This window comes from Piscinibacter defluvii, from assembly GCF_004011805.1.
GTDB classification, from domain to species: Bacteria; Pseudomonadota; Gammaproteobacteria; order Burkholderiales; family Burkholderiaceae_C; genus Piscinibacter; species Piscinibacter defluvii.
Genome location: NZ_RCHJ01000024.1, coordinates 92,108 through 107,532, shown reverse-complemented (window position 1 = coordinate 107,532; position 15,425 = coordinate 92,108). Strand labels below are relative to the sequence as shown.

The 15,425-nt window shown below is 65.4% G+C and carries 15 protein-coding genes; 10 read left to right on the top strand and 5 right to left on the bottom strand.

The features are described from left to right. Positions 1–154 precede the first annotated feature (154 nt). Complete coding sequence (locus tag D9C15_RS28115; RefSeq protein ID WP_128002399.1) at positions 155–829, bottom strand: hypothetical protein; 675 nt, start codon at positions 827–829, stop codon at positions 155–157. An 852-nt stretch (positions 830–1,681) separates the two neighbouring features. On the opposite strand from D9C15_RS28115, the gene D9C15_RS28110 reads away from it, so the two are divergent. The 4 genes from D9C15_RS28110 to D9C15_RS28095 all read left to right on the top strand — a co-directional run bounded on the left by D9C15_RS28110 (position 1,682) and on the right by D9C15_RS28095 (position 7,096). Continuing rightward, positions 1,682–2,962, top strand: a complete 1,281-nt coding sequence (locus D9C15_RS28110; protein ID WP_128002397.1) for a replication initiation protein — start codon at positions 1,682–1,684, stop codon at positions 2,960–2,962. A 459-nt stretch (positions 2,963–3,421) separates the two neighbouring features. Then, entirely contained in the window at positions 3,422–3,955 is a 534-nt protein-coding gene (locus tag D9C15_RS28105) for a hypothetical protein (protein WP_128002395.1), read from the top strand. A gap of 26 nt (positions 3,956–3,981) precedes the next feature. After that, positions 3,982–5,871: a hybrid sensor histidine kinase/response regulator gene (locus tag D9C15_RS28100; protein WP_164886886.1), complete on the top strand. Its 1,890-nt coding sequence runs from the start codon at positions 3,982–3,984 to the stop codon at positions 5,869–5,871. 32 nt (positions 5,872–5,903) lie between these two features. After that, positions 5,904–7,096, top strand: a protein-coding gene (locus tag D9C15_RS28095) for an IS3 family transposase (protein WP_128002391.1) whose coding sequence is annotated in 2 segments (ribosomal slippage) — positions 5,904–6,159 and positions 6,159–7,096 — 1,194 coding nt in all. Because the reading frame shifts where the segments join, the coding sequence is not laid out codon by codon here. Between the two features lie 36 nt (positions 7,097–7,132). Here D9C15_RS28095 and D9C15_RS28090 read toward each other — a convergent pair. Continuing rightward, positions 7,133–7,813, bottom strand: coding sequence for an N-acyl amino acid synthase FeeM domain-containing protein (locus D9C15_RS28090; RefSeq protein ID WP_128002388.1), 681 nt, complete (start codon positions 7,811–7,813; stop codon positions 7,133–7,135). 135 nt (positions 7,814–7,948) lie between these two features. Here D9C15_RS28090 and D9C15_RS28085 point away from each other — a divergent pair, with 135 nt between their 5' ends. Further along, positions 7,949–8,557, top strand: coding sequence for a hypothetical protein (locus tag D9C15_RS28085; protein ID WP_128002386.1), 609 nt, complete (start codon positions 7,949–7,951; stop codon positions 8,555–8,557). Here the strand turns inward: D9C15_RS28085 and D9C15_RS28080 are convergent. Further along, complete coding sequence (locus tag D9C15_RS28080; RefSeq protein ID WP_128002384.1) at positions 8,506–10,389, bottom strand: ATP-binding response regulator; 1,884 nt, start codon at positions 10,387–10,389, stop codon at positions 8,506–8,508. The two genes, D9C15_RS28085 and D9C15_RS28080, sit on opposite strands and share 52 nt — an antisense overlap. 7 nt (positions 10,390–10,396) lie before the next feature. After that, a complete protein-coding gene (locus D9C15_RS28075) occupies positions 10,397–10,825 on the bottom strand; it encodes a hypothetical protein (RefSeq protein WP_128002382.1) in 429 nt (142 codons plus the stop codon). Between the two features lie 132 nt (positions 10,826–10,957). On the opposite strand from D9C15_RS28075, the gene D9C15_RS28070 reads away from it, so the two are divergent. From D9C15_RS28070 to D9C15_RS28060, 3 genes are all read left to right on the top strand, one after another. Beyond that, the gene (locus D9C15_RS28070; RefSeq protein ID WP_205854929.1) at positions 10,958–11,425 is read left to right on the top strand and encodes a GFA family protein; all 468 of its coding nucleotides are present in this window, start codon (positions 10,958–10,960) and stop codon (positions 11,423–11,425) included. Positions 11,426–11,824: 399 nt separating this feature from the next. Beyond that, positions 11,825–12,886: a tyrosine-type recombinase/integrase gene (locus D9C15_RS28065; protein ID WP_128002380.1), complete on the top strand. Its 1,062-nt coding sequence runs from the start codon at positions 11,825–11,827 to the stop codon at positions 12,884–12,886. A gap of 55 nt (positions 12,887–12,941) precedes the next feature. Beyond that, positions 12,942–13,181, top strand: coding sequence for a hypothetical protein (locus tag D9C15_RS28060; RefSeq protein ID WP_128002378.1), 240 nt, complete (start codon positions 12,942–12,944; stop codon positions 13,179–13,181). Here D9C15_RS28060 and D9C15_RS28055 read toward each other — a convergent pair. Then, positions 13,178–13,993 carry a DUF1845 domain-containing protein gene (locus D9C15_RS28055; protein ID WP_128002376.1) on the bottom strand — a complete coding sequence of 272 codons (816 nt, stop codon included), beginning with the start codon at positions 13,991–13,993 and terminating at the stop codon, positions 13,178–13,180. The two genes, D9C15_RS28060 and D9C15_RS28055, sit on opposite strands and share 4 nt — an antisense overlap. 482 nt (positions 13,994–14,475) lie before the next feature. Between D9C15_RS28055 and D9C15_RS28050 the strand changes: the two genes are divergently transcribed. After that, entirely contained in the window at positions 14,476–15,123 is a 648-nt protein-coding gene (locus tag D9C15_RS28050) for a hypothetical protein (RefSeq protein ID WP_128002374.1), read from the top strand. Continuing rightward, complete coding sequence (locus D9C15_RS28045; protein ID WP_128002372.1) at positions 15,108–15,422, top strand: hypothetical protein; 315 nt, start codon at positions 15,108–15,110, stop codon at positions 15,420–15,422. The genes D9C15_RS28050 and D9C15_RS28045 overlap by 16 nt, the downstream gene beginning before the upstream one ends. The last annotated feature ends 3 nt before the right edge of the window (positions 15,423–15,425 follow it).

Genomic DNA, 15,425 nt, shown 5'->3' with positions numbered 1-15,425 from the left:
ACATCCACTGTGGCACTTCGATGCCGTCGTCAGGTGGGGGCGTCCATCCCATTGCTTACTGAGTCTCGTCGGGCCACCTCGTTTGACATGGGCCAGCGGCAAGCAGCCAGGGCCGGCGCGGGAGTTCTCATGCGTCGACGATCGAGGCGCTTGGTTAGCTCCCTGCGCCCTCTGGCGGCCCCGCCTGGCCCTCTTCACCGAACTGGCTCTGCATGGCCTCGCCGTGCGCCTGGGCGTGCTGCGAAAGCCTCAGCCACTCGTCAGGTGACAGACTGCGCCCGAGCAGCTGCTCGAACTGCGATCGAACGGCCGTGACGGTCTCGTCGTACTCATCGCCGGCGCCCATCATGGTCCCGAGCGCAATCGCGGCCCACAGCCTGTGCCAAGTGCCTCGCAGCCCGTTCAGGTGCAGGCTCAGGTCATAGCCCATGTCCACAGGCTCGCCGACGCCGGCGACGATCAACTCCATGGGCGGCGGCTGGCGTCGCCGGCGCTGGGCCAGCGCTGCTGCCTCCTCGCGCATCGAAGCCAGCAAGTCCGGCCCGAGCTCGGTCTTGCAGACCGACTCCCAGTGCTGCACGGCTGCTGCGATCGCGGCGTCCGCGAGCTCGCCAGGTCCGTTGATCTGCTGCACCAGCGCCTCGACCACCTGGCTTGCCGCCTCGGCTCCGGGGCGCATTGCGCTGTTCACGGCCGACATGATCCGCAACGACGTCGGGCTGTCGGGGTTGCGTGCCACCTCCCGCGCCAGGTCCAGCCAGCGATCGTCAACCTTCTTGCGGGCGTCGCGCTGCCGGGGCTTGGGTGCGGGTCTTGGCGGCTTGCTCACCAGCGGCAGTTTAGGGCTGACCTGCCCCGCCGATACCTTGTTCGGCAGGGCATCGCGTTATCACCTCTCGATGCCCCGGTCAAACGGGAATGCCGGCGCTCAGGTTACCGTTTCTGGGAGCTCAAGCCTGATTTCGTCCCATAGACAGTCACCTTGGCTCAGGCGAGCCGCTCGAATCAGGCTTCTCGGCCGGGTTCTATCCCACAGATGGTCACCTTAGACGCATCCCATAGACAGTCACCTGAACGGTCGGCCGTTCTCGCTCCGACACCTCGGCACGAAAGCCCGCTGAATCGCGGGCGTCGCCACAGGTTTCCACGGCCGTATCGGTGACAACGTCCCATGAATGGTCACCAAGACGCTGTCCCATAGATGGGCACCTGACGCTGGCCTGGTCTACCTTCGCAGCGCTCCGCAAGTTATCCACAGAGCTTCCATCCCATAGGTAGTCACCTTCGTCCCAAGTCCAGTAACCTTCACTCCCACGAGGCGTCACCTTGCTCCCAGATCCACACACCTGAGCGCCCATGAACGGGCACCTGACATCCCACAAGGTTCCACCTCATCGCCCGCAAACCCGCGCCAGTGCTTGATTTCCGGGGCCCTAAAGGTACTTAAAGGATCGAAGTGTTCTTCAAAGAAGACACAACAGGGCGTCGCTTCGACTGAAGTCGAATGGCCTGAAGACGACACGACGCGCCGATCACGATCCCACTGCCTGCTCGACGCGCAGGCCATCCATGATCTGCTCCGAGCCTGTTGCTTTCGGCCACCACCTCGCGTTCGGCCGACGGCCAGCCGTGAAGGACGTAGGCAGCCATAGGTTACTATCTATCGCGACGCGAGTAACCTATGGCAAGAAGGCGGGCAACCCAGTCACCTGAAGGACAGATCTCCCTCTTCGCGAGCAAGGAGACGCCGGATGCATTCCGCAAGGCTGTCCAGGTTCTGCACAGCAAGCCCAAGCAGCCGCTGAGCCTTCTGCAGCGCAAGCTCGGAAACGCCTGGGCCAAGCATGCCATCGAAAACAGCGCCGATGCCAACGGCTGGTGGGTCCTGGGCATCAAGGATCTCGCAGAAGACGTCGGGTTCGACTCGAACAACCGTCAGTACCTGAAGGAGTCGGCCGAAGCCCTGATGCGCATCGTGTTCGAGTGGGACGTCATGTCCCCAACGAACAAGCGTCCCTGGAAGGCCTCGGTGATGTTCCCCGAAGTCGAGATCCACGCCGACGTGATCCGCTACCAGATCAGCTCGCAGTTGCGCGAGCTCATCGTCAAGCCGGAGATCTACGCCGTCATCGACATGAACGTCGTGCGGCGCTTCCGGCGCGCATCCTCGCTGGCCATCTGGGAGTTCTGTGTTCGCTTCGAGAAGATCAGCCGCACCACCGAGGTTCAATGGGAGCAGTTCCGCGACATGGTGCTGGGCGAGACGGCCGAGGCTCGGACCTACCAGGAGTACAAGTACTTCAAAGCGAAGGTGCTCAAGCCCGCGATCGCCGAGGTCAATTCCGAATCCAACCTGACGATCGAGTTGGTCGAATCCAAGATCGGCAAGCGCGTCACTTCCCTGCGCTTCGAGGTCCACAAGAAGATGGTTGCCGAAGAAGTGGTCGAGGATGCGAGGTCCCTTGAGGCCATCGGCGAACTCGTGCGCATCGGCCTGCTGCAGTCCGAAGCGCGCAGGGTCGTTCGCGACACCCCGCTCCAAGACGTGAAGGCCGCCATCGAGTACACGAAGCGTCGCATGCAGGACAAGCGAGCCGAGAAGCTCGAGAAACCAGCGGCGTACTTCCGCCATGCTCTGCAGCACGGCTATGCCGCTACCGAGGACGCCGGCGAGGCGCCTAAGCGCAAGGCCACCGCGCCGAAGGTCGATGTCAAGGAAGCCTACCTGCAGTCTCAGTTGGCGGACGCCGAGCGCTACTTCCATGAGCTCGATCCGCCGGACCAGACGCAGCTCATCGATCGCTACAACGAGCAGGCGCTTCCACCACTGCGGCTCAAGAAGAAGTCGTCGAGGGCAGCCGAGACCGCCTTTCGGCGCTGGCTCGTGGGCGACACGTGGGGTGAACCGAGTGCCGCCGAACTGCTCGACTTCGCGCAGAAGATGCTCGCGGAGAAGAACTGAGCTCGCCCGTCGGCGAAGGCGCTCAGGAACTGCCATCCGCTGCATGCGCGGGATGGTGACTGCTTATGGGATCTTGCGCGTTGAATCGCCGCTGGAACCGCCTCTCCGGGCGTCACGCGATCCGCGCTCTCCTAGATGAATCAGGCACTTGCGGTTGTCCACGGCCCCTCGCAAGGGTTGCGAGGTCCCACAAACGGTCACCTTGATGTCGCGCCACGCGCGACCACCTACCCAGCCCATCCGTGCGATTCCGCACCGAACAAGTTCACGCTCGTGCGACTTCCGCACTGTGGCCGCACTGTGCGTTGTGGCAATGCCCCGATAGCCTTGCCGCATCGGCGTTCGCCTCGTTCAGCACTCGTGGATCACCTCTGGACTCGCCCCTGTCGTTGGACTGCTGCCGGCAATGCGCCAGCGGCGCATCTGCTGCGTGCGTGGGCTCGTCGTCCGAACCTGGTCGTGGTCGATCCCGCCGTACCCACGGTTGTCACCGAGCTCAGCTATCTGCCGGCGCTTCGTGAGCCGCTCTACCTGGTCACCGACGAACTGCATGTGGCTGGCGACCAGGTCGCGGGCATCTTCGCTGCACGCTGCGTAGGTGCCCGGCTGGAACTCGCGATCGACGTGGGTCACTCGCTCATCGGCGGCATCGAGCTGAGTGACCGAAGCACCGAGCGCCGCGCCGTCACGCAGTGGCTGGCCGCATCGACTTGCTTTCACACCATGCAGCCCGAAGACGGCCCACTGGTCGTCGCCGAGGTTGGTCAGGCCCTTCGTCATGTGGTCGCGCAGCTGCACATGGCCGCTCTCGCGATCGAAGCGTCCGGATCTGTTGATGACGTCGCTGCGAAGGCCAGATGCGCTTTGACCGAGCGCGGGATGCGCTGGTCCATCGGCCGCGAAGCCGGCGACGATAGAAGGCGTGCGTATCACGACCGAGAGCTGCGCGAGGCCCGGCTGCGTCGGCCATCGTGGACCGACACGACCTCATGAGTCGCATGAGCAAAGCAGGAGTCGCGATGACCAAGTCCACCCAGCTTCCTCGCGAAGACAACGAAACCGCGGAAGCGCTGCCGGCCGAGTCTGCGCAGAGCGAGCAGTTGCGCATGCTCTTCGAGCACATGTTCGCAGGGACGCTACTGTCCACCGGCTTCGCGATTTTTCTTGCCGCTCACCTCTACGGGATCGTGCCGTCCGGCCTGCTCGTCGTGTGGCTTTTGCTGAAGTTGGGCATTGCCGCACCACGCATCGCGCAGGTCATCGTGTTCCGTCGCCGCGGCGCCGGCGACACGCGCCGCTGGGCCCTGCTCACCAACACCATGCTCGCCGTCGACGGCTTCGTCTGGGGCCTTGGCGGCATGTGGTTCACGCAGGGGCCGATGGTCGAAGCCGCAGTCGTCGCAGCGAGCCTGTGCTGCATCGCGTGCGTCGCGACATTCGGCCTGCAGGTCAGCTTCAAGGCCACGTCGTCTTATGTCGTCCCGATGATGGTCTTCACCAGCATCGGCATGCTGGGCCGCGGCGCGGACTTCGGCATCTACTCGGCCGCAGGGCTTGCGCTCGTGCTGCTGCTGATGCTCAGCACCGCCAAGCGCGCGGAGCGCCGACTGCTCGAGGTCTTCCGCCTTCGTGCCCTCGCCCAGCAGATTGCCGATGAACGAGCCAAGGCTGTTTCTGTTCTCAAGGCCCACAGCGAGCACAAGTCGCGTTTCATCGCGACGATCAGCCACGAGGTGCGAAGTCCCCTCCACGGCATCATCAGCCTGGCCAGCTTGCTCGATCACCACATTGCCGAACCGGCGCTGCGGCGCAAGCTCGAACTCATCGTCTCCAGCGGCAAGCATCTGCTCACGCTCGTCAGCGATCTGCTGGACATGTCGAAGATCGAGGCCGGCACCCTGCGGCTGGACCCCAAGGCCTTCGATCTCTCGGATGAACTCGACCAACTGGTGACCCTCTACCTCGCACGTGCTCAGCACGCGGGCATTCACCTCCACACGCGCCTGGCCTTCCCGGCATCGTTTCGTGTGATCGGCGACAGCGGCCGTGTCCGCCAGGTCCTTGACAACCTGGTTGGCAACGCGATCAAGTTCACCCCGCGCGGCGGCTCTGTGAGCCTCACGGTCGCCGCCTCCGGGGAGGGCGACGTCTCGTTCGTGGTCTCCGACACAGGGCCAGGCATCTCGAAGGCCGACCAGGAGCGACTCTTCCGACCTTTCGAGCAAGGCGCTGCCGACCCGGACAAGGCTCGCGAAGGCGCCGGCCTCGGTCTGGCCATCGCGCGCGACCTGGTGGCCTTCATGCAGGGCAGCCTGACCTGTGAAAGCGAGCTCGGCCGTGGCGCCACCTTCCGCTGCATCCTGCCGCTGCCGATCGCACCCGCAGCGCAGCAGGAGTCGCAACCCCAGGTCGCCTTGAACACGACACCCGAGGCCCTCGGATCCGCCCCGCTGGCGTTGGTGGTCGAAGATGACGAGGCAAGCGCGCTGGTGGCCACTGCATCGCTGGAGCGCGCCGGCTGGGTGGTCGACGTCGTCGCTGATGGCGATGTCGCGGTCAAGCGCTTGACGATGCCATCCGTGCGGCCGCTGCTCGTGCTCATGGACTGCGATCTACCTCAGCTCGACGGCCTGGAGGCCACGCGCAAGGTCCGGGCGTGGGAAAAGCGTTCGGGCGCCAAGCCGGTTCGGATCGTGGCGGTGACGGGTCGCGCCACCCGTCAGGAGCGCTCGGAGTGCATCCAGGCTGGCATGGACGACGTCTTCAACAAGCCCTTCTCGATGGCCGAGCTGGCCGCGGCCGCGACCCGTCACGCAGTAGGCGCCGATCCGGCCACCGGCTCGGCGCTTCGCCGGCGCAGGGAGTCCAAGATTCCCAGTGACCTTGCCCCCGAAAAACGTAGTTCTTGACTGATGATGGAATCAGAGACAGGAGCTACGAGATGAGCAACAAGCAGGTGCGTGGTCAGTACACGCAGGAATTCAAGCTGGAGGCTGTCAGGCTGGTCAAGACGGGGCAGTCGGTGGGGATGACGGCCAAGGTGCTGGGCATCCCGAAGGCCAGCCTGAGCAATTGGGTTCGGGCCAGCGAGCGCGGGCAACTGGGTGGCGCCGGTGAGCGGCCGGTGACGCCCGAGCAGATGGAGCTGGCCAGGCTGAGGGCGGAGCTGGCGCGCGTGAAGATGGAGCGCGACATCGCAAAAAAAGCGGCGGCGTACTTTGCGCAGGATGTTCTGCAAAGTACGCCTGGATCCGGACGATGAAGGGCAGCTGGCCGGTGAGCCTGAGCTGCGAGGTGCTGGGCGTGAGCGTCAGCGGGTACTTCGAGCACGATCGTCGGCGGCAGCAACGTCAGCCCAGTCAACCGGGCTCGGGGCGTGTGAGCGACCAAGCCCTGCTGGCGCACATCCGCGCCATCCACGCCGAGGTCGGCCAGGAGTACGGCTGGCCGCGCATGACCAAGGAGCTCTGTGCCCGAGGCCACCGCGTGGGCAAGGAGCGCGTTCGGCGCCTGATGCAGCAGCACGGCATCAAGGCACGGGGCCGCCGCAAGTTCGTCGTCACCACCGACAGCAAGCACAAGCTGCCGATCGCGCCGGACCTGCTGCAGCGGGACTTCGCGGCCGGTGCTCCCAATCAGAAGTGGACCAGCGACATCACCTGCATCGCCACCGACGAAGGCTGGCTGTACCTGGCGGCCTTCATCGACCTGCACAGCCGCATGGTGGTGGGCTGGAGCATGCAGCCCCACATGCGTGCCAGCCTGGTGACGGACGCGCTGCGCATGGCGTGGTTCCGCCGCCGGCCACCGCCCGGGCTGATCGTGCATACCGATCGTGGCAGCCAGTACTGCGGTGAGGAATTCCAGAAAGCGCTGGCCAGGTACGGGATGCGCTCGTCAATGAGCCGCAAGGGCGACTGCTGGGATAACGCGCCCACGGAGAGCCTGTGGGGAAGGCTGAAGGTCGGCAGACTGCACGGGCGCAAATTCGCCACCCGGCGGCAGGCCATGGACGAAGTGATCGACTGGCTGGCCTTCTACAACCACCGGCGACTACATTCCACGCTGGGCTACCTGAGCCCAAGGCAGTACGAGGAACGCTGGGTCGCGGCACAGTTCAATAGGGCCGCGTGACAAGGGCGCTAAGAGCTACGGGCTTCAGGGGCAAGGTCACAGTGTGTTCGGCGACCTGGATGATGCCCCGGTGGGCTCATAGATCGGGATCGGGGACACGTTGATGTTCGGGTGGAAGGTGCGCACCATCCAGGCGTAGAGCGGGTGGCTGATGCTATGCCACACGCGCTCGGCCGAAGTGACGTCGAAGGCCAGGATGTGGTGCGGCAACCCGCCGGCGTGGGCCAGTTCCACCGGGCCGGTCTCGGCCGTCAGGCACTCGAAGCCAATGCTACGGTAGCCGCGGATCAGCGCGGCGCTTCGTGCGCCGATGACCATCTTGTGCACCTGCATCGACAGGCACACGAGATAGCAGGCCTTCATCAACGCGCGCTTCACAAGCTTGTCGTCGCCGGACGGCGCCACCGCCAGGCGTGTGATCTCCGCGAGGTGCCAACCTTTCAGCGCCAGCGGCAGCTCGTAGCCGCGCTCGAGCTGCAGAGGCCTGTGAGCGTTGGTAGTGATTCGTGCGGTTCCGATCGGCAGTCCGGTATCGCAGTCGCGGGCGAGCAAGACCACGGTGCCCGGCAAGCGGTCCGCTGGGTCCGGGCGTCGCATGCTTTCCAGCAGCTCGGGAACGTGGTGACCGTATGCCGACGCTCTCACTTCGCGCGCGTCGGCCAACTCTTCCTCGGTGCCTGCAACTCGAAGATCGAAGGAAAGCTGCTCTGTGCGCATGCTCCGCTTTTCGCCCAAGGTTCCGATCCGCGGCCCAGTGTATGGATGCAGAGTTTGTACGCACACGCTAACGCACGTAGTGAGGGAACTCCCTCCTGCAAACTCTTGCAGGTGCAGCGCGCGGGCAGCGATTCCGTGAAAATCCTCACAGTATCAGCCGCGCAATTGCACGACATTCGCAAGCCTTCGGACTACAGCACTTCGACCGTGTCCCACTCACCCCGACCCGAGCCGAACAATTCCTCGCGGCCAGCTCTTGGCCGCTCGGGGCTCAGCCTGGTGCTCACGAAGGAGTTGATCGACGTCGGTCGGGTAGAGCTCGTGCTCGAGTGGCTCGAGTCGCTGAGTTCGTCCGCCGCCAGCGTCTCCCGCTATCGAGATTCTCTGCGCATCACCATCACGGGCTTCGACGAGCCGACGCCGGCGCTCAACCCGCGATGCCGCGCATTCTTCAAGTCCCTTGCCGGCCGCTGGCCGTACTGGCTCCACTTCATCGAGAAAGACCACGAATCCATCGGCCTGCTGCTGATGCTGCTCGCCGACGATGAGCCATTGGGCGCCGGACCCGCACTGACGCGCGATGCACTCTCTGCGACGATGGCAAGGCTGCTCAGCGATGCCGACCGGTTGTATGCCGCCCTCGGCGTTCCCGAGCCAGTCGCGCAGGCGAACTGCGACGCAGCGACGTCCGCCTACTTCGAGTTCGTGGAGCCGATAGTCTCCGGCCGCGCTGCCGCGGGCTGAGCGTGCGTGGTCGAAGGCCCGCGCCGCACGGCTCCTCCGATGGCCTTTTCCAGCGTGGCGAGCGTCGCCGGCTTGGCAACAAAGGCGTCGAACAGTGCGGTGCCTTCCTCGGAGATGTCGTAGGCGCTCATGGCAAGGATGCGCATCTGACGATGTCGATCGCTCGCGCGCAGTTGACGGGCGAGTTGGTAGCCATCCACATCGGGCATCTGAAGATCGACGAGTGCCACGTCGAATGCCTCGTTGTCGAGCTGCTTCATCGCGGCCTGAGCGCCGTCTGCTTCGGTGCATGCGAGACCGCCGGCGCGCAGCAACTCGCACACGGTTGTACGCACAACCTCTTCGTCGTCGACCATCAGAACCTTCAGACCTCGGAGCTTGCTGGCATCGATCACGACGCCAACTTCCGGGTGTTCGACGATCTTCACAGGCAAGGTGACGGTCACCGTCGTGCCTTTGCCAGGCTCGGACTCGATCTCCACCCTGCCCAGTAGCTGGTCAACCAGCGTGCGCACGATGGACAGCCCCAGGCCGAGGCCGCGCCCTTCCTTGGTGCCACGGAACCAGGGATCAAACACCTTCGGCAATGCGTCCTTGGCGATCCCGATGCCGGTGTCGGCTACCGTGACCTCCAGTAGCGCAGCGTCGCCGTTGGTGCGCGCCGCCGCAACTACGCTGACGGTCCCTTCGCGCGTGTACTTGATGGCGTTGCTGACCAGGTTCGTGATGATCTGCTGCAGGCGCATCGCATCGGCATAGATGGTCACCGTGGAGGCGGAAAGCTGCACCTTCAGCCCCTTTCGAGTCGCGAGTTCGCGCAGTTCGGCGACTGACGACTCCACCACCTCGGCCAGGTTGACGGCGTCCGCCTTGATCTCGTACCGGCCTGTGTGTTCCGAGCGCACGAAAGACGCGAGATCGTTCGCCTGGTGCATGAGCTGGTCGGCCGCGCGGCCAAGACGCACGACCAGCCCATGCAACGCCGAGTTTGGTTCGGTAGCGGTCTTCAGCGTCAACAGGTCGGCCAGCGCTACAACGGTCTGCAATGGCGTCCTGAACTCGTGCGACGCCTTGGCAACGAACAGCTCGCGTGTCGCGGAGGCCTCGGCCTTCTCCATCTCCGCGGCGACCGTGGCCTCGCGCAGTTCCAGTTCCGTTAGCCGGGCGTGATCGGCGCGCAGACGGTCGCGCTCGAGCAGCGCCTGGGCAAGCTTCGTCGCGCTCGCGCGCGACCGCATGGCCGCGCGATTCATCGTGTAGCCGTAACCCAGGATGAGCACGGCAAGCCAGTAAGAGCGCATGTCGCTGAACACGACGTGCGCCGTCGCGAGTGCGGCCATCTGCGGCACCATCATGAAGAGGTAGGCGCGACCGACCAAGGAGGCGAAGAACGCTCCAACACCCGACGAACCCGCCACCAGCATCGGGTAGGAGATCTTCCACACCCCGTTCAGCTCGGGGTAGATGGCAAAGCAGCCGTACGCCCACATTGCGCCGGCGAGCGCTGCGTTCGCCTCGATCGCGCGACGGGCGCGCGTTTGCTCTTCTTCGCGCAGGGGCTCTGGCCTCTTGAAGCGCTTGCCGATCGCCCAACGCCATACCGCCAGTGTGAAGCCCATCGCGCCGAAGATCGCCGCCTGCAGGAACAGGTCTGCCTCGGCAGCAATCACGACCACGAACAACACCGAGGCCAGCAGCAGAGGAACGTTGGCGGCGGCCGACGCGATGGCATTCCCCATCAACATCGAATCGATGGTCGAACCTTCGGGCAGGCCCTTCCACTCGTCGGCCTCGTTCACCGTGGTCACTTCGTTGCCGGCTTCGTCGAGCATCGCGCCCTCACAAGGCCAGCCAGCCCGGATGTACCGCTTTGCTCCAATCGATCGCCACGAACCGGGGTTCAGCGATCGCCTCGGCCAATGCCTCCCGGATCTCGGTCAGCCTCGAGGAACCTTCGTAGGGCACAAGCCAGGCCTCGCGCGCGCCATCGATGAGAGGCACACCGGCGACGCACTCCGTGGCCATCAGCGCAACGGCCTCGTGCGCGACGGGCGCCAGAAAGTACACGCATCCCATTCGGCCCACGATCAGCGCTCGCCCCAGAGCCTGGTCAAGCAGCATTTCGGCGATCGCGCGTTCGCACGCATTGATGCGCGCATGCTCATCGATGGTCAGTCCGCCTTGCTCCGTGCTGGTGCGCGACTCGAAAGCAAAGCCCATGCTTCTCGGCGTGGCCTGATTCGCGATTTCGTGCGACCAATCGGACATGTACATCCCTCCGTTCCAATCATAGACTTGGCTCGCGCGCTGCGATCTCCTGACGAGGTGACCCTCGGGATGCTCGCGTGTCACCCACCGCTCAAGAATTGTCTGGGTCGATCAGGCATGCCTTGATGCTGCATGCCGCGGGAGATCCCGCCGCGCCTAGAAAAACAGACCTGGAAGGGGAAACCTTTGAGCATTCTGCATGGCGGCTGCCTTTGCGGCCGCGTTCGCTACGAAGTCGAAGATCGCTTTGTCTATGCCGGCTACTGCCACTGTTCCGAATGTCGACGGACCTCCGGCTCGGCGTTCGCCGCGTTGGGTGGTTGCTCCGGCGAAGCCTTTCGAGTGACGCAGGGCGAGGACGTGTTGTCGAGCTATCAGAAGGGGCCGAACACGCTGCTCTACTTCTGCAGCAAGTGCGGCTCGAACCTCTTCACGCGCAAGCCTGAAACCGGGTTTGTGCACGTACGCCTGGGTACGCTGGATGAGCCACCGACTGCGCGCCCGATGGGCCACGTGTTCGTCGGATCGAAGGCGGCCTGGTTCACCATCACCGATCAGCTGCCTCAGTTTCCTGAAGGCCCTCCGACCTTGCCTCGCTAGCCTGGCTTGCGCCGTTCTGGCTTGCGCCGCTTCTTCCGCTTCGCCTGGCGCCGCCGTCGCTTCGATGGCAAGCCAGCGAGGAGATCGCCAAGATCCGGCCCAGTTCGCCCGGCAGCATCTCGCCATCGAGTCCCTCGTGGCCGAGGAATCCACCCTATCGCCACCTCCTCGTCGACGTCGTCCGTCGCGTCGAGGGCAGTCGCACACCGCGCGGTCGCTGCTCCTTCTCCGCGGCGCGCCACAGCCGCCCCCGAAAGCTCGCATCCCCGTCCCGGTGGGCCGCCGCCAGCCACGAACCAGACTAACGCCCAGGCGCCAGCTTCTTCTTCAGCCTACGGAATTGTCGGGCCGCAGGCCCGAGGGGTTTGACTAGCCGTTGGGCGTTAGTAAGATTCATAGATGCCCTATACGCCTGACCTCTTCGCTGCTGCCGACGGCAGCCCGAGCGTCCTCCATTCGTTCGACCGCGCGTTCGAGTCGTGGAAGTCCGCCGCTGTCGCCGCCGATCGGCTCCAGCGCGACTCGACGCTGCAGGTCTACGCGGACATGTGGGGCGCCTTCACCGAGTGGTGCGTCGGGCAATCTCCCCAGGTCACGCTCGAAGCCCTCACCGAGCAAGACCTGGAGCATTTCCTCGAGTTTCGTCGGGCGAAGAAGAACATCGAGCTCAGCCCCCGCTACACGTGGCGGCTGCTCAGCCTGGTTGACCGCGTGCTCACCCGGCATGCGTTCGACACGCAGCAACCGAAGAACGAATCGGCCGCCGAGTACATCAAGCACAGCGACGACATCCGCCGGGCCAACATCAGCGAGCGTCCTGCGCTCGACTACCTCGATGCCGATCAAGCCCGCCGCCTGGTCACCTACGTCAGCGCGGTGCGGCCCGGCGCCGGAGAGCGGCGCTTGGTCTCTAGTTGGCAGGAGCTGCGCAATCTCACCGCCGCGGCCATGCACCTCGGCGCGGGTCTGACGCCCGGCGATCTGCGCGAGCTGCCGCTTACCGCGCCCGTCGTCGCCGGAGGGCGTTGGAAGGGCGTTCCCTGGAAGCTCAAGGTTCCCGGCAACGGCAACCGCCCAGCCCGAGAGACCCCCATCGCCCCGTGGGCCGGCCAGGTGCTGCGCCACTGGCTGACCGCGCGCGCCGATGCAGGCCTGCGCACCACGCCGCATCCCGACGGCAAGGGCGGCTCGATCGGCCCCTTCCTCTTCCCCGGCCGCAGCGGTCAGCAGTGGGGCAAGATGGCCCACTACGAGGCGATCAAGCAGGTCATGGAGAGCTCGGGCGTGGACGATCCCGATTCGGGCTCGGGCGGAGCGTTCAGGCTGCGCCACACGTTCGCGCTGCGTCAGCTGCGCCGCAAGCGCAGCGTGGAGGACGTGGCGCGCTGGATGGGCATCGCCAACCTCGAGGAGATGGACCGCTACCGCGGCGTTCTCGAAGGCTACGAGGAGGCCGCTTGAGCGCCGCGGCCCCGCTTGCGCACGTCAGGCGGCGTGCAGCGCGATGAAGGATTTGGTGGCCATCGTGACGGTCAGGCGCTTGCTGCTCGAGCTCGGCTATCTGCTTGGCCCCGAGGACCTGCACAGTCGCGTCGGCCCTCTGTCGCTCTGGATCGCCGAGCCCCGTCCCGATCTCGACGGCAAGAGCCCCATGGTCGCCCTTGCAGAGCCCGATGGCGAGGCGCGCCTTCGACAGTGCCTCCTGCGCCTGGTGGCCGACGGCCGCATGGACGGCCAGCCGGCGGATCCCGCTTAGGCCGCCGCGGCGACGGCTGCGGGTTCTGGCGCTTCTGCCGGCGCAGCCGTCGCGTCGACGGTAGGCGCCACGGTCTCGACGGCCTCGGCGGCCGCCTCCGCGGCCTGCGGCACGGCGGCCGTTTCGCCGGCCTGTCCGTCCGTGGCGTCGGCAGCCTTCGCTGCAGCCGCGGGCCGCCCCGTGCCCTTGCCCTTGGCGGCTTCTGCCAGGAGCTTCGCGTCGGCCTCGTTCATGCGCCGGCGCACGCCCGTCCAGAAGTTGCGCGCCTTGGTCGAGATGGCCAGCACGATGCGCTTGTAGCGAGAGCGCCGCATCTCGTGCTCGCGCTCGGTGATGACCTCTTCGATCGCCAGCGTCTCCATCATCGGCATGATGATGTCCAGCTTGTGCATCATGTCGAAGTAGCGGCGCCCGAATGACGAGGTGATACCGATTTCCTCGACGAGCGGCTTGGTGTCGTACGACGCGATGGTCTCGATCTGGTGGTGCTTTAGCAGCGTCTCGGCGTGATCGATGGCCTCGTTGATCTCCTGCGTGCCCGCTTCGAGCGCGGCCTTCACGTCCTCTTCGATCCGCTCGACCACGGAGTGGTCCAGCTTCGTGCGGCCGAGCTGGGTGATGAAGTACATCGACGCCTGGAACGAGTAGAAGCACCGGGCGAACATGCGCTTGGCTTCCGGGCTCGCCAGCTGCGTTTTGCGCTTCAGCGAGGCGCCCTCGACCTTGCGGAAGTCGGCGCGGTATTCCTCCTTGTTCAGGATGCGCTCGTTGGCCTCTCCCTGGTCGATGACTGCCAAGCGGGTGTGAGTCATGGTCGTGCTCCGGTCTCCAAACGCGAATGACGCTTGGCCGATGATCCAGACCCGCAACGAATCGCGCCAACGGAAAGGCGGGTGCTACGACCCCCCGAAAGTTCCGGTCGAGCCCGGAATCGGCGCGGTTTGCGTCCTTCGTTGACAACCGCGGCGCGGCCGGATATGGTTTGCCTGTGCAGTAGCTGGCCTGTGCACGACCAAATCAGGCAAGCCCTCTAGAGCGCCATCCCGGCGCGCCGCCCTTCCAGGGCACACCCACATCCGCCGATCTGCCTTTCGAGGCGCGACCTCCTTCGTCGTGCGCCGAAAGGTTTTCCCCGATCGGTAGCTGGCACACCGATCCAGCGGCTCAAGCCGCCTCAAAGCCAGTCCTAGACGCCGGTTCATGACCGGTACCTCACTCAACCCCGCGGGGCAATCGCTGCCCCGCCCGGGGATTGGCATTGCCTCGCGTCCCTTTGGAGGCAGCAATGCTCAACATGAGTGTCGCTAACGCTCAACTCGCAGGGTCGCTGTTCGACCTCGATGAGCCCCCCAGCATCCCCGGCTCCGCCGAGAGCGTCCACACGCTGCAGCTTCACCAGCTGCCGCCGCAGGCGCAGGACGCGGTCAAGAAGATGCTGGCCGAAGTCCAAGCTCCCGAGTGGAGCGAAGCCGCGATCGTGCAGCTGCACTGGGTGCTGTTGAGCGAGCTGAAGAAGCTCGCCGACCCCGAGACGCCGCTCGAGGAGAAGATCGATACGCTCGACTGGGCCCTGACCAGTCCCGCCAACGATCAGGCTCCCTTCTCGTTCGCCTCGTGCGTGCGCGTCGTGGGCACGAGCCCGCTGTCGCCCACCGCCTACTTCGGGCTGGTGGACGTCGACGAGCTGCGCAGCTGGATCTTCGTGAACGCGCGCCGCTGGCTGCGCGAGACCATCGCCCGCTATCCGCGCTGGGCCCAGGACCTGTTCTTCAGCGATCCCCATTTCGCTGCGGAGCAGCTCTCCGCGAACCCTCAGTGGTTCAACGAGCAGATCCGCCGCCGCGAAGCAGCAATGCGCTCGGCCGCCGCCCAGCCGGACTTGTTCGGCGTGGCGGGTGACACCTCGCAGGACCAGCAGGAGGCCGCATGGACGCTGATCTGACCAAGCCGGGATGGTTGGTCCTGGTCCTCTTCGTGCTGTGGGGCATCGCGGGCAAGCTCGACGAGCCGCCCGAAGGCTTCGATCCCGAGCCGACGGCCAGCGCCATCACCGTGGCCAGCGAAGAAGCGGTCTTCCCGCCGATTCATCTCCTGTGCTACCTCGACGAAGGACGCGGCGGCCACACCAGCCCCAAGTCCGGCGTCGCGGTCCTCACCTCGTTCCAACCCTCGCAGCACGCGAGCCCCGGCCGCGTCACCGGCCAGAGCCGCCTGCTGCAGTGCGTCGTCTCTGACGACTAGGAG

What these genes read in the sequence shown, in the direction of transcription:
- D9C15_RS28050 (WP_128002374.1), top strand. Translation starts at nt 14,476, where the DNA reads ATGAGTGTCGCTAACGCTCAACTCGCAGGGTCGCTGTTCGACCTCGAT.
- D9C15_RS28100 (WP_164886886.1), top strand. Translation starts at nt 3,982, where the DNA reads ATGACCAAGTCCACCCAGCTTCCTCGCGAAGACAACGAAACCGCGGAA.
- D9C15_RS28065 (WP_128002380.1), top strand. Translation starts at nt 11,825, where the DNA reads ATGCCCTATACGCCTGACCTCTTCGCTGCTGCCGACGGCAGCCCGAGC.
- D9C15_RS28070 (WP_205854929.1), top strand. Translation starts at nt 10,958, where the DNA reads ATGCCGCGGGAGATCCCGCCGCGCCTAGAAAAACAGACCTGGAAGGGG.
- D9C15_RS28080 (WP_128002384.1), bottom strand. Translation starts at nt 10,389, where the DNA reads ATGCTCGACGAAGCCGGCAACGAAGTGACCACGGTGAACGAGGCCGAC.
- D9C15_RS28110 (WP_128002397.1), top strand. Translation starts at nt 1,682, where the DNA reads ATGGCAAGAAGGCGGGCAACCCAGTCACCTGAAGGACAGATCTCCCTC.
- D9C15_RS28090 (WP_128002388.1), bottom strand. Translation starts at nt 7,813, where the DNA reads ATGCGCACAGAGCAGCTTTCCTTCGATCTTCGAGTTGCAGGCACCGAG.
- D9C15_RS28075 (WP_128002382.1), bottom strand. Translation starts at nt 10,825, where the DNA reads ATGTCCGATTGGTCGCACGAAATCGCGAATCAGGCCACGCCGAGAAGC.
- D9C15_RS28045 (WP_128002372.1), top strand. Translation starts at nt 15,108, where the DNA reads ATGGACGCTGATCTGACCAAGCCGGGATGGTTGGTCCTGGTCCTCTTC.
- D9C15_RS28055 (WP_128002376.1), bottom strand. Translation starts at nt 13,993, where the DNA reads ATGACTCACACCCGCTTGGCAGTCATCGACCAGGGAGAGGCCAACGAG.